We start from the raw sequence: 21721 nt of genomic DNA on the forward strand, positions 1-21721 counted from the left end.
TGCCTGACAGACCGCTATCGCGAGCAAGCTGGCTCCTACAGGGACCGTGTTGCTGGCTTTTTTGTGTATCAAGAAACGCTCGACGAGCTGGATGACATTCGGACTGAAGCAGCCGTTCTGGAGCGCCTGACCGGTTTTGATGAGACCTGCGCAATCGGCCACGACGATATGCGAGGACGGCACGCCAGGAAAGGCTGAAGCATTGTAGGAGCCAGCTTGCTGGCGATGGACTCAAGTGCACCGCGGTGAACCAGTCCGTACGCGTAATCGTTAACGACCATCGCCAGCAAGCTGGCTCCTACAGGTTCTGTGTTTCCCGGTAATCGGTGAAGAACTATAAAAAAGCCCCCGCTACCGTAAGGCAGCGGGGGCTTTTTTGTGGGCGGGTTCAGGTCACTCCTGAGCCGCCGTCTCCTTCGCCTGGCGCTTCTCGATCACATCCACCAACCGTTGGGCCAGTTTCGGGTAGTTCTCGTCGAAGTGGTGGCCGCCGGGCAGTTTGATGGCTTCGCCTACGGCGGTCTTGTCGGTGCAGCCGCTTTCGTCGATTTCTTCTTCACCGAAGATGCACACCACTTTCTCCGGCGGCAGCTTGGCCATTTCCGGGCCGGTGGCGGCTTCCTTGCCGGCGTTGCCGAGCCAGCCTTCGACTTCGATTTCGAAGCTGCCGGTGCGGGCGAAGGCCAGCAGGATGATTGCGTCGACGCGCTGCTGTTCCGAGGCTTCCAGGCGGTTGTAGATTGCCGGCAGGACGTCAGCGCCGAACGAGTAGCCCGTCAGGATGAAGCGCTTGGTCCCCCATTTCTGCCGGTAGTGCTGCATCAGTTCAGCGAGGTCCAGGGCGCTTTGCTCCGGGCTCTTGTGCTGCCAGTAGTAGCGCAGGGTGTCGATGCCGACGACCGGGTAGCCGATCTTGGCCATTTCGCCCGCTACGTCGCGGTCGAGGTCGCGCCAGCCGCCGTCACCGGAGAGGAACAGGGTGACGGTGTCCTTGGCCTGGCCGGCCGGGACTTCAACCACTGGAATCTGCAGGCCGCCAGCGGCTTTGTCGCCACCGACGAGAAGCTTGCGCAGTTCGTTGTTCAGCACTTGCGGCAGGTTGATGTCGTAGTCGCTGATGCTGGTTTCGGCGTTGGGTTGGTCGCGCACGAAGCCGGCGCTGGTGTCGTCCGGGTTGTCGTTCCATGCCACCAGCCAGTGACCGTGAGCGGCGCTTTTCGGCAGCAGGTGGGTGCAGCCGGGTTTTTCCAGGGCCAGGTCCACCGAAACGGCCTGGGACTTGTCGTCCTTCTGCTCGGACAACCAGCGCCATGCCAGCACGGCGCCAGGGCCGATGCCGCTGACCAGCGTCGCCGGGCCTTTGAGTTCTCTCAGGCCGGATTGCAGGGCGCGGCTTTGCAACAGGCAGTCCTTGGGCAGGATCACCTGAACGATCTGCGCCGAGCCGCTGCGGCTCAGGGTCATCAATTGTTTGTCGCTGAGCTTCTGGTCGTCATTGACCGCCACCAGCACCTGGGCGCGCGGCGTGTTGCCGGGGATGACGCGGGTCATCGCGGCGCCGTCGGCCGGTGTCAGCCGTTCGAGCGTCGGTTCTGGCGCCGGGCGTTTGAGGTACCAGTAACCGCCACCGAGAATCAGGGCCAGCACTACCAGTGTGCCCAGTACGTACCGCAAGGAGCGTTGAATCATCAGCGTTTCACCAATCCAGTCAAGCCGCCCGCAATCAGGGCAGCAGTGTCGGCCAGGGCAACCAGCGGATCGAGTCCGGCGGGCACAGCCATATAACGGGGTTCCCAGTCAGGCTGGAACTTGTCTTTGAAGCGGCGCAAGCCTTGGAAGTTGTACAGCTGCTCACCACGGCGGAAAACCATCGAGCCCAGACGCTGGGTCAGTGGTGCGCCACGACGGGGTTGCAACCCCGACAGCGGCACCATGCCCAGGCTGAAACGCGCGTATCCATGATTTTTATAATGTTGAATCAGGCCGACCATCATGAATTCCATGGTCAGTTTGGGGGCGTCCGGGTGTGCGCGCATCAGGTCGAGGCTGGCCAGGTCATGGCCGAAAGTCTCGAGCAAATTGGCGAACGCCACCGGGCGCCCTTCGAAACGGATGACAGCGATGCGGAAATGCTTGAGGTAGTCATCGCCGAAACGACCGAGGGAGAAGCCTTTCTCGCGCACGTTCTTGCCGGTCAGCCAGGCATCGGAAATCACCTTGAGCTCATCCATCGGCGCATGCCCTGGCTCATGGATCTCCAGCGACAGGCCATCACGGGTGCCACGGTTCCAGGTGTAGCGCAGGTCTTTCATCTCTTTGCCCTTGGCTTCGAGATCAAAGCGCTGCAGATCGACCCGGGCTTCTTCGCCGAGCTTGATCGCAGTCAGGCCGATGTCCATGTAGTACGGCAGGTTTTCGGCGCGTACTTGGTAGAACACGGGGCGGGCGTGGTGGATGTCACAGAGGTCGCGGAACTGCCAGATCATTTCCGCCCGTTGCTGGGTCGGGCCGATCGGGTCATACAAGGCCACCAGGCTGCGTCCACGGCGGGCGTACATCAGGAACGCTTCGTCGTTAGGGTGAAACAGCAGCGCCTTGTCACCGGTCAGGGCGAGGCCACCGTCCGGTTGTGCGGAAGCCATCAGGATTTTTACCGCGCGGTCCAGTTCGTCCGGCGTGGGCAGGTGGATCACCGGGCGTGCGGTGCGCAGCAGCCAGGTCAGGGACACCACCACCAACAGCACGGCGGCGCCGAGCAGCGAGCGCAAGCCACGCGGGGCGTCGGCATCGAGGGTGAACTGCCACCAGAGTTGATGGCTGTAGGGAACGTCCTGATAAGCGAACAGCAGCAGCCAGATCGACGCACCGAGTACACAAAGGCTCGACACCAGATACAGCGGCGAAAACGGCAGTTCGGTCAGGCGGCTCGGGCGATAGAACGAGCGCCGGAAAACCCCCAGCAGGCTCGCGGTCAAGGTCATCAGGCAGGCTTCTTCCCAGTCGAAACCCTTGAGCAGCGAGAGCACGGCGCCGACCAGCAACAGAATGGTGGTCAGCATCCACGCGGCCGACAGGCGTCGACGCAGGCCTTGGGCCAGCAGCAGGCAAAGCACGCCGACCAGGCTGGCGCCGAAGTGCGAAGCGTCGACCAGTCGATGAGGAATCAGGAAACCGATGTGTTCCAGGCGCGTATCGATTTCCGGGGTCACGCCGGAGAACAGCAGCACCACGCCGGACAGAAACACCAGCACCGCCAGAATCGGCGCGGCCAGGCCGGAGGCTGCACGCAAAGACTGGCGCGTCTGAAACAAACGCTGGCCTTCATTGACCAACAGCAGCAAGCACGCGACCAGCAGCGGCAGCACCACGTAGATCAGGCGATAGAGCAGCAACGCGGCGGCCAGCGGCGCGGCGCCAAGTTTGTCGGCGAAGGCGGCCAGCAGAATCGCCTCGAACACGCCGACTCCACCGGGAACATGGCTGAGCACGCCAGCGGCCAACGCCAGCAGGTACACCAGCAGGAATGCACCGAAGGGCGGAGCTTCCGGCAGCAACAGATACAGCACGGTCGCGGCGGCAGCTACGTCGAGGGCGGTAATGACCAGTTGCAGGAACGTCAGGCGACGGCCAGGAAGGCGCAAGGTGCGACGACCGACCTTGACCAGCAGGTTGTCTGCATAAGGCTGCTCTGGCAGGCGCCGGCGATAGATGCCGACGGCCAATACGGTAAACAACAGCAATACAGCGGCGGCAATCGCACCCAGCAGCATCTGAGAGAGACCCAGGGCGGCAGAGGCGGCAGGCAGGTTGCTGAGCGTGGCGAGGGCGGCCAGCGGGGGCAGGGCGCAGCCGAGCGAGAGGCTGGCGAACAGCGTCATGTGCGCGACATCGGAAGCCCCCAGGCCATGACGCGCATATAAACGGTAGCGAACCGAGCCTCCCGAGAGCATCGACAGGCCAATGGCATTACCGATGGCAAATGCCGTGAACCCGCCCAGGGCAAGAAGCCGCGGCGCCAGGGTCACGCCGGCATAGCGGCTGGCCGACCACTCGTAGCCAAGCAAGATGATGAAGCCGACCACAGTTGCGGCCAATGCGCCGAGCAGTGCCGGTTTCGGTACGTCGAGAATGGAGTCGTGCAGAGCGTAAAGATCGAGTTCGCTCAACAGGTGGCGACAGGCAATCAGCGCGATAGCGAACAACAGCAGGGTGACCGCCAGGCCAATGGGCTGACGGTACTTGCTGACCAGATCAAGCAAGCGCAGACGCTCGGCCTTGATCGGTTGTGTCGCTGTGACGGTGTCTTGTGAATCAGACGAGTTGGCGCGCATCAATCACCTCTTGGATTGTGCGCGACAGGATGGGGGTATCCAGCCAAGTTACCAATCCCTGTAGAAAAAAATAATCACAAATATTAACGCCTCTCGCCGATCAGCGGCGATGGCATGGTATCCGTCGTAGGGGGTTCGGTCTGCGATTCAGCATAGTCTGAACTCAGAACTCAGGTGATCCCGAACGCTTCCCTACACAGTGACAGGTCATTGTTGCGAAAGGACTTTTTCAACAGATACAAAAAAGGCCACTCTTTCGAGTAGCCTTTTTTGATGTTTGGTTGCGGGAGCCGGATTTGAACCGACGACCTTCGGGTTATGAGCCCGACGAGCTACCAGACTGCTCCATCCCGCGTCTGTGTGGCGGCATTCTATAGAGATACGCTGGTGTGTCAACCGTTAATCCGGCGCTGGGTCAAATAAGCGTAAATAAGCGGCGAACGGTCGCAGGGGAGCGTTAAGTTTCGGAATCAGAACGATTTCTCCGTGCTGTCAAAAAACAAATTTCTCACGGAATGTTGGGGGACGCACCGATGCGCATTACCTGTAGGAGCCGGCTTGCTGGCGATGGACTCGAGTGCGCCGCGTTGATTCAGGCAGCACGCGTTATCGTTAACGACCATCGTCGGAGCGCCGCCCGCAGACAAGCCGGCTCCTACAGGAAAGCGTGCATGAATTGAAATCGAATCGCATGGCAAAACACGCGCGCACAAAAAAGGCCACTCTTTCGAGTAGCCTTTTTTGATGTTTGGTTGCGGGAGCCGGATTTGAACCGACGACCTTCGGGTTATGAGCCCGACGAGCTACCAGACTGCTCCATCCCGCGTCTGTGTGTCGGCATTCTACAGAGGAACGCCGGGCTGTCAACCTTCAATCCAGATAAAACCTGTTCTGGTTCAATCGCTTAGCTCTGAAAGAGGGCGGTGTGATCGGCTGTGAGTCAGGCCTGGCAAGGCTTGCAGCTCTATCGCAGGGGCGCTTTCGATTGAGAAAATAAATTCATCTGTAACTTTTCCTACCATTGGGTAAGAACATTCAGACTACTGGTGCTATATACAGGTGTCGGTGAGATACTGCAGATCCGGCACGCCTTGACTCCAATTCTACGCCATGAACACCGCTTTTATATGAGCCAGCGAAAAATCATCCACGTCGATTGTGACTGCTTCTACGCTGCCATCGAGATGCGCGACGACCCGCGCCTCGCCGGAAAACCTCTGGCGGTGGGTGGTTCGGCGGATCGGCGCGGGGTGATCGCCACTTGTAACTATGAAGCGCGGGCGTATGGCGTGCGTTCCGCGATGTCGTCGGGGCACGCCTTGAAGTTGTGCCCTGACCTGACCATCGTCAAGCCGCGCATGGACGCCTACCGGGAAGCCTCGAAGGAAATTCACACGATCTTTCGCGATTACACCGACCTGATTGAGCCGCTTTCCCTCGATGAGGCTTACCTCGACGTGTCGGACAGTGCGCACTTCGGCGGCAGCGCCACGCGAATTGCCCAGGACATCCGTCGTCGGGTGTCCAATCAGCTGCACATCACGGTTTCAGCCGGCGTGGCGCCGAACAAGTTCCTGGCCAAGATTGCCAGCGACTGGAAGAAGCCCAATGGCTTGTTTGTCATTACGCCGGATCAGGTCGAGGATTTCGTCAGCGGTTTGCCCGTCAGCAAGCTCCATGGCGTTGGCAAAGTAACTGCCGACAAACTGGGCAGGCTCGGCATTGTCGATTGTTCGCATTTGCGCGAATGGGACAAGTTGGCGTTGGTGCGTGAATTCGGCAGTTTTGGCGAGCGGCTTTGGAGTCTGGCCCGTGGGATCGATGATCGGTTGGTGCACAACGACAGTCGGCGGCAATCGATCAGTGTCGAAAACACCTATGACGTGGATCTGCCGGATCTGGTGAGCTGTCTGGATAAATTACCCGAGTTGCTGGAAACCCTGGCGGGCCGCATGGCGCGAATCGACAACAGCTATCGGCCGGGCAAACCGTTCGTCAAAGTGAAATTCCATGACTTTACCCAGACCACGCTGGAGCAGGCCGGGGCAGGGCGGGATCTGGGGAGTTATCAGTTGCTGCTGACCCAGGCGTTCAATCGCGGCGGGAAACCGGTGCGGTTGTTGGGGATCGGGGTGAGGCTGGAGGATTTGCGCGGAGGGTTTGAGCAGATGGAGTTGTTTGAGCGGTAGTTTAGCGGTGAATGTGATGGCCTCTTCGCGGGCAAGCCTCGCTCCTACAGGGACTATGCGAGACCTGTAGGAGCGAGGCTTGCCCGCGAAGCTTTTAGTTCGGTCCCGGATCCGCGACGAGTCGCCCGGCATCCTTGGTCAGCGACTTGAGGAATTCGGTCTGCAACTCAGGATCGTTACGCGTCAGCTCAATCAAACTCTGTTCAAGCTCACTGGCTTCTTCTTCCAGACCCAGCTCCGACAGACGCTTGACCCGGTGTACCCACTGGCTCACTTCGTCGTCTTCAAGATCGTCGTAAATCAGCCCGTGGGCTTCGAGCAATTTGCCGCGCAACGAGCTGCTGACCGCCAGGGTCGAATCCGTGTGTACATCGTCCTGACTATCTTCGACCTTGATCAGCAGTCGACTCAGGTGATTGATGTCATGTTCAGCGAACGGGCTGTCCAACAGGTTCAGGCGCAACACACCGTTTTTGTCGGTGCTCAGCTCGAACGTTTCCTTGCCGGCCTTGACCTCCACCGGGCGCTCGCTCCAGGGCAGGCTCGAGTATTCGGTGCGCTTGTCGAGCTGGACTTCGTCGATACCGGCGAGGTTCTGCTGCGCACGACCGTGGGACGGCGCGTTCATGAACGGGTTGAGCCCGGCGAAACCGTAGCTGAACCAGTCCTTGGTCACGCTGTCCGGCAGGTTGCCGAGGGCGAACACGTTGACCACGTTCGCGCCGACACCGGCCACCACGGCCACCGCGCCCAGCGGGATCTCGTAGACCTCCCGCCAGGGTTGGTAAGGCGTGTAGCGATCGTAATGACGGGTGACTTCGAACTCGGTGACTTCGAAGGTCTTCTGCTCGTGGATCTTCACCCGACGTTGCGGCAGCTCAAGCACCTTGGGCTCACCGACATCGATCTGCAGGCTGTGATCGAGCAATTTGCGCTCGACACGAGCCTCGTGCTCGCTGCGTTGCGACATGTGATTGGCGCAGCCGCTGACCAGCAGGGTGCCGCACAGGGCGGCACCACCGAGGCCTAAGGTGTTTCGCTTGAACATGACTTCTCTATCTGGTGTCAGCGGCGGATACGGGCCTGGAGGAAGGACAGCACGTCAGCGACCGGCAGCGCTTGCGCCTCGGGCTCGGTGCGGCTCTTGTATTCCAGATTGCCTTCGGCGAGGCCGCGGTCACTGACCACGATCCGGTGAGGAATGCCGATCAGCTCCATGTCCGCGAACTTGATGCCCGGGCTGGTTTTCTTGTCGCGATCGTCCAGCAGCACTTCGAAGCCGGCCGCAGTCAACTCGGCGTACAGCTTGTCGGTCGCTTCGCGAACCTGTTCGGTTTCGTAGCGCAGCGGCACCAGCGCGATCTGGAATGGAGCCAGTGTGTCGCTCCAGATGATCCCGTTGGCGTCGTTGTTCTGCTCGATGGCCGCAGCCACCACGCGGGAAACGCCGATGCCGTAGCAACCCATTTCCAGGGTGACCGGCTTGCCGTTCTCGCCCAGCACTTCGCACTTCATCGCTTTGCTGTACTTGTTGCCCAGCTGGAAGATGTGCCCGACTTCGATGCCGCGCTTGATTTCCAGGGTGCCTTTGCCGTCCGGGCTCGGATCACCGGCCACGACGTTACGCAGGTCGGCAACGGTAGGAACCGGCAGGTCACGCTCCCAGTTCACGCCGAAGTAGTGTTTGTCGTCGATGTTCGCACCGATACCGAAGTCGCTCATCAGCTCGACGGAACGGTCGATGATGATCGGCAGCGGCAGGTTCAACGGGCCCAGGGAGCCGGCACCGGCGCCAATGGCGTCGCGCAGTTCGCTTTCGGACGCCATGACCAGCGGGCTGGCAACGCCAGGCTGGTTGGCGGCCTTGATTTCGTTCAGCTCGTGGTCGCCACGGATGATCAGGGCAATCAGCTTGCCTTTCTCTTCAGCGTGAACCACGAGGGTCTTGATGGTCTTTTCAATCGGCAGATTGAATTTTTCCACCAGCGCGGCGATGGTCTTGGTATCCGGCGTGTCGACCAGGCGCATCTCTTCAGCCGGCGCGGCGCGGGAGGTTTCGCGCGGTACCGCTTCGGCTTTCTCGATGTTCGCGGCGTAGTCGGAACCGTTGCTGAAGACGATATCGTCTTCGCCGGATTCGGCCAGCACGTGGAATTCGTGGGAGCCAGCGCCGCCGATGGAGCCGTTATCGGCTTCAACCGGGCGGAACTTCAGGCCCAGGCGGGTGAATACGTTGCAGTACGCCTGGTGCATGCGGTCGTAGGTGACCTGCAGCGAAGCCTGGTCAGCGTGGAACGAATAGGCGTCCTTCATGATGAATTCGCGGCCGCGCATCAAACCGAAGCGTGGGCGGATTTCGTCACGGAATTTGGTCTGGATCTGATACAGGTTGATCGGCAGCTGCTTGTAGCTGCTCAACTCGTTGCGCATCAGGTCGGTGATCACTTCTTCGTGGGTCGGGCCGGCGCAGAAGTCGCGACCGTGGCGATCCTTGAAGCGCAGCAATTCAGGGCCGTATTCTTCCCAGCGACCGGATTCCTGCCACAGTTCAGCCGGTTGTGTACTCGGCATCAACACTTCAAGAGAGCCTGCGGCGTTCATTTCTTCACGAACGATGGCTTCGACCTTGCGCATCACTCGCAAGCCCATCGGCAGCCAGGTGTACAGGCCCGAGGCGAGTTTGCGGATCATGCCGGCGCGCAGCATCAGCTGATGGCTGATGACGACCGCGTCGGAAGGCGTTTCTTTCTGTGTGGCGAGCAAAAATTGACTGGTGCGCATGGTTGGCCGTTGTCGGTTGCTGATGACGAGAAATGACGGAGCATTGTACGGGCGAGATCTGCTGGCGTACAGGCGCGCGGTCGGTGGTGTGGCAGGAGGGCGGGAATCTCCACGCCCTTTGCGATGCTTCCTACGATTCTTCTGCGACCTGGGCTGGAACCGGTTCAGGCTTTGGGGTCGGGCCTTCGCGGCGGCTCTCCTGGAACCAGTGCAAGGCGATCAACACCAGCGTCGGAACGCCCAGCAACGCGGTGATCAGGAAGAAATCATGGTAACCGAACTTTTCCACCATGACCCCGGAATAGCCACCGATCAGGCGCGGCAGCAGGAGCATGATCGAGCTGAGCAGGGCGTATTGGGTGGCGGAGAACTTGAGGTTGGTCAGGCTCGACAGGTAGGCGACGAACGCGGAGGTCGCCAGTCCCGAGCTGAAGTTGTCCAGGGAAATGGTCAGGATCAGCATGTTCAGGTTGGCGCCCATGTCGGCGAGCATCAGGAACAGCAAATTGGTGCCCGCTGACGCCACGCCGCCGATGAACAGGATCGGCAGGATGCCGAAACGCACGATCAGCAGGCCGCCCATGCCGGCGCCGACCAGCGTCATGATCAGGCCGAAGATTTTGCTGACGCTGGCAATCTGATCCTTGGTGAAGCCCTGGTCGATATAGAACACGTTGGCCATCACGCCCATCACCGTATCCGACATCCGATACGTGGCGATCAGCCCGAGCAGCAGCAGCGCTTGCCAGCGGTAACGCAGAATGAAGTCGTTGACCGGTGTCAGCACCGGCGCCAGGCCACGACGGCCCATGGCCGACAGGCACATCGCAGTCAGCGAGGTGTAGAGGATCGCCCGCAGGAATGCGCGGTCCTGGAGCAGCAGGTCGAGCAGGCTGACGCCGTCAAACAGCACGCTGGCGAAGTCGGTGTTGTAGAGCTGGGTGAACATGGCCGGCACGGAAACCAGCAGCACGATCAGTACGAACACCGAGGCCAGTTGATGCACGAAGCTGTAGCGCCCGGCCTGCAATTGCGTGCGCAACGGCACCGGCGGTTCGCGCATGAAGAAAGAGGTCAGCAACGCCGGAACCATCAGGGCGCCGAACAGCAGGTAAGTGCCGGCCCATGCCGAATGCTTGTAGTTGAAACCGGTGGAGCCAAAGCCTTCGGCGAAGAACAGGGCGCCGGCGGTGGCCAGCAGTGCCGCGATCCGATAGCCGGACATGTAGCTGGCGGCCAGGGCAGCCTGTCGGCTGTCTTCGGCGATTTCCAGTCGATAGGCATCGACCGCGATGTCTTGCGTCGCCGAGGCGAAGGCCACGACTACGGCAATGGCGATCAGCCAGGACAAGTGTTTTTGCGGGTCGCAGAAACCCATCCCGATCAAGCCGAGGATTACCAGTGCCTGGGAAAGTACCAACCACGAGCGACGGCGACCGAGCTTGCCGAGAAATGGCAGGCGCCATTGGTCCAGCAACGGTGACCAGACCCATTTAAAGGCGTAGGCCAGACCGATCAGGCTTGCATAGCCAATGGTTTCGCGAGCCACACCGGCTTCACGCAACCAGACTGACAGTGTCGAAAACACCAGCATGTAGGGCAGGCCGGCGGCGAAACCAAGCAACAACAGCACAAGTGTCGATGGGCTGGCATAGGCGGCGAGCGCGGCGCGCCAGGTTTTACGGGGCATGGGCTGAAGTCTGCCTCAAGATTACGGAAACAAAGCGCGCACTCTAACCGCTGTGCTCTACCGGGCGCCAGCCATGGCGCTGAATATCAACACGATTGTTCAGGACACTGACGCCTTCGGAGCGCAATCGTGCGCGTTGCTCGTCCCCGGAAGGACTGCCCACGGGTAGGCTGATCCGACCGCCGGCACCGAGCACCCGGTGCCAGGGCAGTTTGGTGTCGCCGGGCAACTGGCTGAGCGTACGACCGACCCAGCGCGCGGCGCGACCCAGTCCTGCGAGTTCGGCAAGTTGACCATAACTCACGACTTTGCCCTCGGGCACCTGCGCCAGAGTGAGGTACAGCGCCGTGCGTCGGATTTGCGCAGGGCTTTCGGTTTCTGCATCGGCGTCGGTCACATCCGGGATCCCTTTAGGTGCCAGCGAGCTCGCGATGGTCGTTAACGATAACGCGAGCTGTCTGGGAAAACGCGTCGATCCTGAGTTTATCGCGAGCAGGCTCGCTCCTACAGTGGCCGACCGTCTGTAGGGTAAATCCTCGATCAGTAATTGAGAAATGAACTCAATAGAGATGGGCGGGTCAGTCCTTGTTAGGGCCTTATTCCTATGGATAATGCCGACTTTTTTCGCAAACTTGAGCCTGTCTTTGCTTATGGTGTCCAGAACCCTGTTGTGCCTCGCTGTCCTGAGTGCTTCCACGCCCTTGCTCGCCGACACCGTGTGGTTGAAGAACGGTGACAAGCTGAGTGGCAAGATCACTCTGTTCGACGGCGGCAAGCTGGTGATCCAGACCGAATACGCCGGTTCGGTTCCGATCGACTGGAAGCAGGTCAAAACCCTGGAGAGCGATCAGGAGTTGCTGGTCAAGCAGGATGCCTACAGCGGCGAGAAGGCCAAGTCGCTGCGCGCGGCGGACGATGGCAAGGTGACGCTGGAAAACGGCGAAGCACCGAAGACCGTCGAGCTGGCGAGTATCCAGCAGATTCTCAAGCCCAAGCCGGTGGTCGAAGATCTGGTCTGGAAAGGCAATATCGATGCGGCGCTGGATTACCAGCGGGCGGAAAAGGACACCGACGACTACGACATCGACTTCAAGACCACTGCGCGCCATGGCAGATGGCGGCATATCGCCGAAGGCGAGTACAACCGTGAATTCCAGGATGACGTGGTCACCACCGACAACTGGCGGGGCGAGTACTCGCTCGACCGCTTCCTGACCGAGAAGTGGTTCTGGCAGGGCCGTGCGGTTTATAAACGCGACAAGGTTGAAGAGCTCTCCCGTCAGCGCACCGTCGGTACCGGTCCGGGTTACCAATTTTGGGATGACGAGCTAGGCGCATTCTCGCTGGGTTCGCTGGTCAACCATACGGACTACCAGTTCTCCGACGGCAGCAAGGACAACTTCTATTCCCTGGCGATGAAGTGGGATTACAACCGCTACCTGATCGGCAAGAAGGTGGAATTCTTCACCAATGGCGAAGTGGGCAAGCCGTTGTCAGGTGTGGCGGATTATGCGCTCGACGCCGAAATGGGCTTGCGCTACAAAGTGACCGAGTGGGCGTCGCTTAACCTGAAGGCCGAGCGAGACATCATCAGCGGTACAGACGATGCCGATCTGGACAAGACCCGCTACACCGCTGGGTTTGGTGTGGCCTGGTAAGACGCAAAAAATCGCAGCCATGGGCTGCGATTTTTTTGTGCCTGCAAAACACACAGGCACAAAAAAGCCCCGCTTTTAAAGGCGGGGCTTTTTACTAAAGCAAGTACAAGTTAGATAACTTGAACTTCTTCAGCTTGCATGCCTTTCTGACCGCGGGTAGCGATGAAAGAAACCTGTTGGCCTTCTTTCAGGCTTTTGAAGCCGTCGGATTGGATAGCTTTGAAGTGAACGAACAGGTCGTCACCGGATTGTGGAGTGATGAAGCCGAAGCCTTTTTCATCGTTGAACCACTTAACGGTACCAGTTTGGCGATTAGACATGGTGTAACTCCTTGAACAAAGATAACTGCGACTCAGGAAGAACCCTGGCCGAGACTGAGTGCAAAGAGCAGGAAAAATTCTTGTAGATGGTTGGATCGAAATTCAACATATCGTGTAGAGATTCTCAGTGACACAAGCAGCACAGTGGCGCCACCTTAACCCTTTTTCCGGAACGTGCCAATGCTTCCTGCGAAGGTTTCTCTGTTTTCGTGACTGACGGTGCATTGTATTGCCGTCGAGGTCCGGAATTTAAGGGGGATCGCCAAGAATTGTGCCCCGGACTTTGAACCGGCGGCGCGCCCCGGTAAGATGCCGGACAGATTTTTTCCACCTCGCTATTCAGGACACCCGCCATGAGCATCAAATCGGACAAGTGGATTCGCCGCATGGCGCAAGAGCAGGGCATGATCGAACCATTCGTCGAGCGCCAGGTGCGCGGCAGCGACGACAGCCGAGTGATCTCCTACGGCGTGTCGAGTTACGGCTACGACGTTCGCTGCACCAATCACTTCAAAGTGTTCACCAACATCAATTCGGCCATCGTCGACCCGAAAAACTTCGATGCCGGCAGCTTCGTCGATATCCACAGCGACGTCTGCATCATCCCGCCGAACTCCTTCGCCCTGGCCAGCACCGTCGAATACTTCCGTATTCCGCGCAACGTATTGACCATTTGCCTGGGCAAAAGCACCTATGCCCGCTGCGGCATCATCGTCAACGTCACCCCGCTTGAGCCTGAGTGGGAGGGCCACGTGACCCTGGAATTCTCGAACACCACCAACCTACCGGCGAAGATCTACGCCAACGAAGGCGTGGCGCAGATGCTGTTCCTTGAGTCCGACGAAGAGTGCGAAGTGTCCTACAAGGACCGTGGCGGCAAGTATCAGGGCCAACGCGGCGTGACGCTGCCACGCACCTGAGTCAACCGTCTGACAAACCGTGGGAATTCCTGGGCGAGCGTACACTCTATGGGGTGTACTGTTCCGATCCGCGCAAGGCGGATCGGGCCATCGCTCAGGAGTGCTATATGAAGATCGACCCGCGTATAAGTGCCGAACTGGCAAGGCTTGAGCCCAATCAGGTTGGCGTTTTGGCCTGGTCGTTGCTGGCACATCCGCCTATCAGCATGGCGGGTGGCATCCCCGGCCAGCCTGATCCCGATACCCCCAACGAACAACCCTCCGAACCTGGTGAGCCGACCCTGCCGGATGAGCCGCCTCCCGCGCCGGTTGTGTGATCATGTGGGAGCGGGCTTGCTCGCGAATGGGGCGTGTCAGTCACCGATGATTTGACTGACACGCCCCATTCGCGAGCAAGCCCGCTCCCACAGTGATTGATGTTTACTTCAGGTTGCCGCTGAGGAACTGCTTCAGCCGTTCACTCTTCGGATTGCCCAGCACGTCTTCCGGCGCGCCTTCTTCCTCGACCAGGCCCTGGTGCAGAAACAGCACCTGACTCGACACTTTGCGGGCGAAGCTCATTTCGTGGGTCACCATGATCATGGTCCGGCCTTCTTCGGCGAGGCCCTGGATCACTCGGAGCACTTCACCCACCAGCTCCGGGTCGAGCGCCGAGGTCGGTTCGTCGAACAGCATGACTTCCGGCTCCATGGCCAACGCACGGGCAATGGCCACCCGTTGTTGCTGGCCCCCGGAAAGAAACGCCGGGTACTGGTCGGCCACGCGTGCGGCCAGGCCAACCTTGTCGAGGTAACGACGTGCGCGGTCCTCGGCTTCCTGCTTGCTGCAACCCAGCACCCGGCGCGGAGCCATGGTGATGTTTTCCAGCACGGTCATGTGGCTCCACAGGTTGAAGTGCTGGAACACCATGGCCAGGCGGGTGCGGATCCGTTGCAGTTCATCGGCGTCGGCCACGTGCATGCCGTGGCGATCCTTGATCATGCGGATGTTCTGGCCGTCCAGGCTCATGGCGCCGTCGTTGGGCTGTTCGAGAAAGTTGATGCAGCGCAGAAAGGTACTTTTGCCCGAGCCGCTGGCGCCGATCAGGCTGATGACGTCGCCGGTGTTGGCCTTGAGTGAAACGCCTTTGAGCACATGATGATCGCCATAGCTTTTATGCAGGCCTTCGATGGTCAGTTTGTACATGGGGCATGCATCCTCAAGGCGAAAGTAGGTAGCCGCTGCGATAGGCTTCGGTGCCCGCGACGTGGGCGATCACCATGCCGGCAGTGGCCATGCGCCGTAGCGAGCGGGCGTACATCAGCCCGGCGACGGTGCAGTGAACGGGGGTGACGAGATCGTTGATCGGGTCGACGATTTCGGCGATCAGTTGCCCGGCCTCCAGGTATTCCCCCGGCAGCGCGGTGAACACCAGCAAACCGCCCACGGGCGTGGCCACCGGTTCGACGGCCGCCAGCGGCGTGGCGGGATACGGCAGTTCCGGCAGTGGCGCCGGTTCGCCGGCAATCGCGCCGAAGTGAATCAGGTAATCGATCAACGCCTGGCAGTCGAGGCTGGCCAACGGGTGATTGACGTCGCCCTGGCCACGCAATTCGACGGTGACCGAGAAGCTGCCGAGCGGAATGTCGAAGTGTTCGCCGAAGCGCTCTTTCAACTGCCACCAGAGCAGGGTGAAACATTCGTCGAACGACTGACCGCCGGAATCGGTGGCCAGCAGACTCGCTTCGGCACCGATGTAGCGGGCCAGCGGCTCGACCTGTGGCCAGGCCTCGGGCGTGGTGTAGAGGTGCGCGACCGCTTCGAAGTCGCAATGCAGGTCCAGCACCATGTCCGCGTCACAGGCCAGTCGTTGCAGGATCAGGCGCTGGGATTGCAGTTGAGTGCTGGCAGTCTGTCGCGCCAGAGCCTGGCGCAGGCTGTTGCGGATCAGTTCGAGGTTGCGCTGCGGATCGTCGCCGAGCTGGCCTTCGATCTCATTGCCGACTTCCTCGCTCAAATCGACGAACCAGCGGTTGAAGTTCTGCCCGCTTTCGAGCTCGTAGCGGCCCAGCGGTACATCCATCAGCACTTGTTCGAGACCGACCGGGTTGGCAATCGGCACCAGCACGATTTCGCTGCGCAGGTGGCCGGCGGCTTCCAGCTCGGCCAGGCGTTGTTTGAGGTGCCAGGCGACCAACATGCCGGGCATTTCATCGGCGTGCAGGGACGCCTGGATGTAGATCTTGCCCTGGGCCGACGTCGGGCCGAAGTGGAAGCTGTGAATCTGTCGTGCGGTCCCCGGCAGGGGGGCCAGCAAGTCATGTATCTGGTGGCGCATGTGCGAAAAGTCCTAGTGGGTCGGCCCGAGGAAGGCCAGCCATCGGCGTTCGGCGAGGCGGAACAGGCCGACCAGCGCAAAGGTGACGGTCAGGTAGATCAGCGCGGCGATGCCGAACGACTGGAAGGTCAGGAAGGTCGCCGAGTTGGCGTCCCGCGCGACTTTCAGGATGTCCGGGATGGTCGCGGTGAACGCCACGGTGGTCGAGTGCAGCATCAGGATCACTTCGTTGCTGTAATAAGGCAGCGAGCGACGCAGGGCTGACGGCATGATCACGTAGGCATACAGCTTCCAGCCGGTCAGGCCGTAGGCTTTGGCCGCTTCGACTTCACCGTGGGCCATGCTGCGAATCGCCCCGGCGAAAATCTCCGTGGTGTAGGCGCAGGTGTTCAGGGCGAAGGCGAGGATGGTGCAGTTCATCGCGTCGCGAAAGAACGCATCGAGTATCGGCTGCTCTCGCACGGCGGCCAGGCTGTAGATGCCGGTGTAGCAAATCAGCAGCTGGATATACAGCGGCGTCCCGCGAAACAGGTAGGTGTAGAACTGCACCGGCCAGCGAATGTAGAAGTGCGGCGACACCCGGGCGATGGACAGCGGGATCGACACGAGGAAACCGATGAAGATCGACGCACTGAGCAGCCACAGGGTCATGGCCAGGCCGGTGATGTTGTAGCCGTCGGTGTAAAGGAAGGGTTTCCAGTATTCCTGCAGGAGTTCGATCATCGTACGGCCTCCCGGGAGCCAGCGGCGTAGCGGCGTTCAAGCCAGCGCAGGATGACGTTGGAGGCGCTGGTGATCAGCAGGTAAATCAGCGCAGCCAGCACCAGGAAATAGAACAGTTGATAGCTGCTTTTGCCGGCGTCCTGGGCAGCCTTGACCAGGTCGGCGAGGCCGATGATCGACACCAGCGCAGTGGCCTTGAGCATCACCATCCAGTTGTTACCGATACCCGGCAGGGCGAAACGCATCATCTGCGGGAACACCACGATCCAGAACCGCTGGCCACGTTTGAGGCCATAGGCGGTGGCCGCTTCGACCTGGCCCCGTGGCACCGCGAGAATCGCGCCACGAAAGGTTTCGGTGAAGTACGCGCCATAAATGAAGCCCAGGGTAATGACCCCGGCGCTGAACGGGTTGATCTCGATGTATTCCCATTCCATGAAATCGGTGAACGACGTCAACCAGGTTTGCAGGCTGTAGAAAATCAGCAGCATCAGCACAAGGTCCGGCACGCCGCGAATCAGCGTGGTGTAGACCTGCGCCGGGACGCGCACGAGTTTGACTTTTGACAGTTTGGCACTGGCGCCGAGCAGGCCGAGCAACACGGCCACCAGCAGCGACAACGCCGATAATTTGATGGTCATCCAGGTGCCTTCCATCAGCAACGGACCGAAGCCCTTGAGGCTGAAGGCTGAGAGCCCCAGATTTTGTAATAGGTTTTCGAACATAAATCAGCAACCTGATCGGATGAAAAAAGCGCCCATCGCGAGATGGGCGCCGGGCATTATTTGCCGCTGTACAGATTCAGATCGCCAAAGTGTTTCTTCTGAATGGTGGCGTAGGTGCCATCATCGTGTAACGCTTTGATACCTTTATCCAAAAGTGCCTTGAGGTCTTTGTTACCTTTAGAGATACCGATAGCTGTTTTGGCTGGCAGCAATTCGCTGTCAACCGGCTTGCTGACTTCGTAGCCTTCGCCCTTTGGCGACTTCAAAAAGCCCAGTTCGGCTTGCAACATGTCCTGGATCGCGGCATCGAGGCGACCGGACATCAGGTCCGAATACACCTGATCCTGGTTCTGATAGGCCTGGGTTTTCACGCCAGCCTTGTCCAGCACGGCCTTGGCATAGGCTTCCTGGATGGTGCCTTGCTCGTAGCCTACGGTCTTGCCTTTCAGGGACGCGACGTCTTCGGTCAGGCCGGAACCTTTCTTGAACACATAAGCGGTTGGGCCGGAGAATAGCTCGCTGGAGAAGTCGATGACTTTTTCGCGGGCCGGGGTGACGGTCATCGAAGAGATCACACCGTCGAATTTGTTGGCCTTCAGGCCCGGAATCATGCCGTCGAAATCGCTTTCGACCCATTTGCACTTGACCTTCAGCTCGGCACAGATGGCATTGCCCAGATCGATATCAAAGCCCACCAGGCTACCGTCGGCCGCTTTCGACTCGAACGGAGCATAGGAAGGGTCAACGCCAAAACGCAGTTCTTTGTATTCCTTGGCCAGCGCGGAGCCGGCAGCCATGCACAACGCCAGTGCAGAAAGGGTCAGCAATGCTTTTTTCATTATTCAATCCCTAAGAACCAATATGAGCGCTTGTGGCGCAGAATTATTGTTACTGGAAAGCGTAAGACCTATTGAAAGTAGCAATTTCCGAACCAGAGTCCCGAACAAGCGTTTTAAAAGGTGATTCAAGAAATGGCTGGACGGGATTTATGCACGAAAACGGGCGCCGGGAAATAGCTGCACCGTCATTGAGCGCACGGTCCTGCTTTTTGTAGGAGCTGGCTTGCCAGCGAAGAATCTGAAAGCACCGCGTTTCTTCAGAGAGAACGCGTCATCGTTAACGTCCATCGCCAGCAAGCTGGCTCCTACAGGGGCTGCGTTCAGCCGAGTAAATTCTGCAGGGTGGCGAGATTGTCAGCCTCGTCAACGCTCTTGTCTTTGCGCCACCGCAACATCCGCGGAAACCGCACCGCAATCCCGCTCTTGTGGCGCTTGGACAAGGCGATCCCCTCAAACCCCAATTCAAACACCAGGCTCGGTTTTACACTGCTCACCGGGCCGAATGTCTCCACCGTAGTCTTGCGTACGATGCTGTCGACCTGGCGCATTTCCTCGTCGGTGAGCCCTGAATACGCCTTGGCGAATGGCACCAGCGTGCGCTCGTTGGCGCCGGGCGGACTGTCCCACACCGCGAACGTGTAATCGCTGTACAGACTGGCTCGGCGACCATGGCCGCGTTGTGCGTAAATCAACACGGCGTCGATGCTGAACGGGTCGACTTTCCACTTCCACCAGACGCCCATGTCCTTGGTCCGGCCGACGCCATACAGCGCATCCCGGGCCTTGAGCATCATGCCTTCGACGCCGAGGCGGCGCGAGGCTTCGCGTTGGCGGGCGAGGTCGAGCCAGTCTTTGCCGGTCAACACCGGGGAGGGCAGTAACACCGGGTTATTGCACTGGGTGATGACCTGTTCCAGTTGGTTGCGCCGCATGGCTTGAGGCTGGTTGCGCCAGTCAGCGCCTTGCCATTCCAGCAAGTCGAAAGCCAGTACAACCACCGGCACTTCATCGAGGATTTTCTTGCCCAGGGTCTTGCGGCCGATCCGCTGTTGCAGCAGGGCGAACGGTTGCACCGTCGGTGGGTTCGGCGCCAGTGGATCGAAGGCATCTTCGGTGCTCGGTGGTGCGGTTTTCCACGCAACGATCTCGCCGTCGATCACCGTGCCGTCGGGCAAACCGTGAACCAGGCTGTCAAATTCGGGAAAACGCTCGGTGACCAATTCTTCACCGCGCGACCAGATCCACAGTCGCCCATCGCGCTTGACCACTTGGGCGCGGATGCCGTCCCACTTCCATTCCACTTGCCAGTTGCTGGCGGGGCCGAGCAGGGTTTCGAATTGCTCTACCGGTTGCGACAACGCGTGGGCGAGAAAAAACGGATACGGCTGGCCGCCCCGTTGTGAATGTTCATCGGCCGACTCGGCGGCGATCAGTTTCAGGTAACTGGCTGCGCTGGGACGGCTGGACAGGTCGGTGTAACCCACCAGCCGCTGGGCCACGCGTTTGCTGTCGAGCCGCGCCATCGCTGCCAAGGCGCGGGTTACCAGCAACTTGGAGACGCCGACGCGAAAACTGCCGGTGATCAGTTTGATGCAGAGCATCAGGCTGGGGCGGTCCAGTTGCGACCAGAGTTCGGGCAATCGCTGGGCGAGCACGTCGGGAGATTCGCCGCGCAAGGGCAGCAGTTTGTCTTCGATCCACACCGCCAGCCCGTCGGTGGAACTGTGGGACGCTTCGGGCAGCACCAGCGAGATGGTTTCCGCCAGATCGCCCACCGCCTGATAACTCTCTTCGAACAACCACGGCGAAAGGCCGGAATACGCCTCGGCGAGTTCACGCAGGATGCGCACCGGCACCAGTTGCCGAGGTCGCCCGCCGGACAAAAAGTACACCGCCCACGCGGCGTCTTCCGGGGCGGCCTGAGCGAAGTAATGTTGCATCGCCGCCAGTTTGGCGTTGCTGGACGTTGTCGCGTCGAGCTCGGCGTACAACCGGGCAAAGGCCTTCACGGCAGCACCTCGGCGCTTTGCGGTTCGGTGTCGGTGATGTCTTCCTCGTCGTCGCCGTACTCGGTGGTGAATTCCTGGGCGTCGAAACCTTGCTCGCGCAAATGGCGCACCAGGACCGCGACCGAACCGTGGGTGACCATCACGCGCTCGGCACCGGTCTGTTCGATTGCCCAGAGCAGGCCTGGCCAGTCGGCGTGGTCCGACAGCACAAAACCCCGGTCCACTCCCCGTCGCCGACGCGTGCCACGCAAGCGCATCCAGCCACTGGCGAAGCCATCGCTGTAATCGCCGAAGCGCCGCATCCAGGTGCTGCCGCCCGCCGAGGGCGGGGCCAGGACCAGCGCCTTGCGCATCATCGGGTCGCTCTTTTTCACCTCGCCAGCGTGGATCGTTGGTGGCAGGTAAACGCCGCTTTCTCGATACACCCGGTTGAGCGGTTCGACGGCGCCGTGCACCAGAATAGGGCCGAGGCGCGCGTCGATACCGTGGAGAATCCGCTGCGCCTTGCCGAAGGAATAGCAGAACAGCACGCTGGTCTTGTCTTCGGCGGCATTGGCTTGCCACCACTGATTGATCTCGGCAAACACCTGCGCCTGAGGCGGCCAGCGATAGATTGGCAGGCCGAAGGTCGATTCGGTGATGAAGGTGTGGCAGCGCACCGGCTCGAATGGCGCACAGGTGCCGTCGGGTTCGATTTTGTAATCCCCGGAGGCGACCCAGACTTCGCCACCATATTCCAGGCGCACCTGCGCCGAACCGAGTACATGGCCGGCGGGGTGGAAACTCAGGGTGACGCCGTGATGCAGCAACCGCTCGCCATAGGCCAGGGTTTGCAGATTGATGTCCTGGCCCAGTCGCGCGCGCAGGATGCCTTCGCCGGGCGCGGCTGCCAGATAATGCTGGTTGCCGCCTCGGGCATGATCGCCGTGGGCGTGAGTGATGACCGAACGTTCGACTGGCCGCCACGGGTCGATATAGAAATCCCCGGCGGGGCAGTACAAACCTTCGGGACGCGCGATAACAAGATCCATGTTGTTACCAAAATGGAGGGACTTGTTAGCTATGAGGTTTGGGCGAGGTCAGAAGTTCTATCGAAACTTCACAGAAAAACGACGCCCCCTGTAGGCGCGAGCTTGCTCGCGATGGACGTCAACGATAACGCGTGCTGTCTGAATGAACGCGTTGAACCGACGTTTTTCGCGAGCAGGCTCGCTCCTAC

The 21721-nt window shown here is 60.0% G+C and carries 18 protein-coding genes and 2 tRNA genes; 4 read left to right on the plus strand and 16 right to left on the minus strand.

Going from position 1 to position 21721, the window contains the following annotated elements; genetic code table 11:
* Nucleotides 1-393: 393 nt before the first annotated feature.
* The 4 genes from PMI32_RS13225 to PMI32_RS13210 form a co-directional block, all read right to left on the minus strand.
* On the minus strand, nucleotides 394-1689 hold the full coding sequence (locus PMI32_RS13225; protein ID WP_008030041.1) for a virulence factor family protein: 1296 nt from the start codon (nucleotides 1687-1689) through the stop codon (nucleotides 394-396).
* The gene (mprF, locus tag PMI32_RS13220) at nucleotides 1689-4331 is read right to left on the minus strand and encodes a bifunctional lysylphosphatidylglycerol flippase/synthetase MprF (protein WP_008030043.1); all 2643 of its coding nucleotides are present in this window, start codon (nucleotides 4329-4331) and stop codon (nucleotides 1689-1691) included. Before mprF ends, PMI32_RS13225 begins: the two co-directional genes overlap by 1 nt.
* A 278-nt stretch (nucleotides 4332-4609) precedes the next feature.
* Nucleotides 4610-4686: transfer RNA gene (locus PMI32_RS13215), tRNA-Met, on the minus strand.
* 394 nt (nucleotides 4687-5080) lie between these two features.
* Nucleotides 5081-5157: transfer RNA gene (locus tag PMI32_RS13210), tRNA-Met, on the minus strand.
* A gap of 301 nt (nucleotides 5158-5458) precedes the next feature.
* Between PMI32_RS13210 and dinB the strand changes: the two genes are divergently transcribed.
* Nucleotides 5459-6520 carry a DNA polymerase IV gene (gene dinB, locus PMI32_RS13205; RefSeq protein WP_008030047.1) on the plus strand — a complete coding sequence of 354 codons (1062 nt, stop codon included), beginning with the start codon at nucleotides 5459-5461 and terminating at the stop codon, nucleotides 6518-6520.
* 94 nt (nucleotides 6521-6614) lie between these two features.
* On the opposite strand, the gene PMI32_RS13200 is transcribed toward dinB, so the two are convergent.
* The 4 genes from PMI32_RS13200 to PMI32_RS13185 all read right to left on the minus strand — a co-directional run bounded on the left by PMI32_RS13200 (nucleotide 6615) and on the right by PMI32_RS13185 (nucleotide 11388).
* Nucleotides 6615-7568, minus strand: a complete 954-nt coding sequence (locus PMI32_RS13200) for a hypothetical protein (protein WP_008030049.1) — start codon at nucleotides 7566-7568, stop codon at nucleotides 6615-6617.
* 17 nt (nucleotides 7569-7585) lie between these two features.
* On the minus strand, nucleotides 7586-9301 hold the full coding sequence (locus PMI32_RS13195; RefSeq protein ID WP_008030050.1) for a proline--tRNA ligase: 1716 nt from the start codon (nucleotides 9299-9301) through the stop codon (nucleotides 7586-7588).
* Between the two features lie 130 nt (nucleotides 9302-9431).
* On the minus strand, nucleotides 9432-10991 hold the full coding sequence (locus tag PMI32_RS13190) for an AmpG family muropeptide MFS transporter (RefSeq protein ID WP_008030052.1): 1560 nt from the start codon (nucleotides 10989-10991) through the stop codon (nucleotides 9432-9434).
* A gap of 43 nt (nucleotides 10992-11034) precedes the next feature.
* Entirely contained in the window at nucleotides 11035-11388 is a 354-nt protein-coding gene (locus tag PMI32_RS13185) for an MGMT family protein (protein ID WP_008030054.1), read from the minus strand.
* A 253-nt stretch (nucleotides 11389-11641) separates the two neighbouring features.
* Between PMI32_RS13185 and PMI32_RS13180 the strand changes: the two genes are divergently transcribed.
* Nucleotides 11642-12649 (plus strand): DUF481 domain-containing protein, encoded by a 1008-nt coding sequence (locus PMI32_RS13180; protein WP_008030056.1) that lies wholly within the window; start codon nucleotides 11642-11644, stop codon nucleotides 12647-12649.
* 110 nt (nucleotides 12650-12759) lie between these two features.
* Here the strand turns inward: PMI32_RS13180 and PMI32_RS13175 are convergent, their stop codons facing one another.
* Nucleotides 12760-12969, minus strand: a complete 210-nt coding sequence (locus PMI32_RS13175) for a cold-shock protein (protein WP_002554837.1) — start codon at nucleotides 12967-12969, stop codon at nucleotides 12760-12762.
* Nucleotides 12970-13322: 353 nt separating this feature from the next.
* On the opposite strand from PMI32_RS13175, the gene dcd reads away from it, so the two are divergent.
* Together dcd and PMI32_RS13165 are read left to right on the plus strand one after the other, a co-directional pair.
* Complete coding sequence (gene dcd, locus PMI32_RS13170) at nucleotides 13323-13889, plus strand: dCTP deaminase (protein ID WP_008030058.1); 567 nt, start codon at nucleotides 13323-13325, stop codon at nucleotides 13887-13889.
* 107 nt (nucleotides 13890-13996) lie between these two features.
* On the plus strand, nucleotides 13997-14206 hold the full coding sequence (locus PMI32_RS13165; RefSeq protein ID WP_008030060.1) for a hypothetical protein: 210 nt from the start codon (nucleotides 13997-13999) through the stop codon (nucleotides 14204-14206).
* A 103-nt stretch (nucleotides 14207-14309) separates the two neighbouring features.
* Here PMI32_RS13165 and PMI32_RS13160 read toward each other — a convergent pair whose 3' ends face one another.
* The 7 genes from PMI32_RS13160 to PMI32_RS13130 all read right to left on the minus strand — a co-directional run bounded on the left by PMI32_RS13160 (nucleotide 14310) and on the right by PMI32_RS13130 (nucleotide 21533).
* Nucleotides 14310-15074, minus strand: coding sequence for an ABC transporter ATP-binding protein (locus tag PMI32_RS13160; RefSeq protein ID WP_008030062.1), 765 nt, complete (start codon nucleotides 15072-15074; stop codon nucleotides 14310-14312).
* A 13-nt stretch (nucleotides 15075-15087) separates the two neighbouring features.
* Nucleotides 15088-16206 (minus strand): succinylglutamate desuccinylase/aspartoacylase family protein, encoded by a 1119-nt coding sequence (locus PMI32_RS13155; RefSeq protein ID WP_008030064.1) that lies wholly within the window; start codon nucleotides 16204-16206, stop codon nucleotides 15088-15090.
* A 12-nt stretch (nucleotides 16207-16218) separates the two neighbouring features.
* A complete protein-coding gene (locus PMI32_RS13150) occupies nucleotides 16219-16929 on the minus strand; it encodes an ABC transporter permease (RefSeq protein ID WP_008030066.1) in 711 nt (236 codons plus the stop codon).
* Entirely contained in the window at nucleotides 16926-17654 is a 729-nt protein-coding gene (locus PMI32_RS13145) for an ABC transporter permease (RefSeq protein WP_008030068.1), read from the minus strand. The genes PMI32_RS13150 and PMI32_RS13145 overlap by 4 nt, the downstream gene beginning before the upstream one ends.
* Before the next feature lie 56 nt (nucleotides 17655-17710).
* Nucleotides 17711-18493, minus strand: coding sequence for a transporter substrate-binding domain-containing protein (locus PMI32_RS13140; RefSeq protein ID WP_008030070.1), 783 nt, complete (start codon nucleotides 18491-18493; stop codon nucleotides 17711-17713).
* A gap of 320 nt (nucleotides 18494-18813) precedes the next feature.
* Nucleotides 18814-20502 carry an ATP-dependent DNA ligase gene (locus PMI32_RS13135; protein ID WP_008030072.1) on the minus strand — a complete coding sequence of 563 codons (1689 nt, stop codon included), beginning with the start codon at nucleotides 20500-20502 and terminating at the stop codon, nucleotides 18814-18816.
* Complete coding sequence (locus PMI32_RS13130; RefSeq protein ID WP_008030073.1) at nucleotides 20499-21533, minus strand: ligase-associated DNA damage response exonuclease; 1035 nt, start codon at nucleotides 21531-21533, stop codon at nucleotides 20499-20501. Before PMI32_RS13130 ends, PMI32_RS13135 begins: the two co-directional genes overlap by 4 nt.
* Between the last annotated feature and the right edge of the window lie 188 nt (nucleotides 21534-21721).

It is taken from the genome of Pseudomonas sp. GM60, assembly GCF_000282415.1.
In the GTDB taxonomy this organism is placed as follows: Bacteria; Pseudomonadota; Gammaproteobacteria; order Pseudomonadales; family Pseudomonadaceae; genus Aquipseudomonas; species Aquipseudomonas migulae.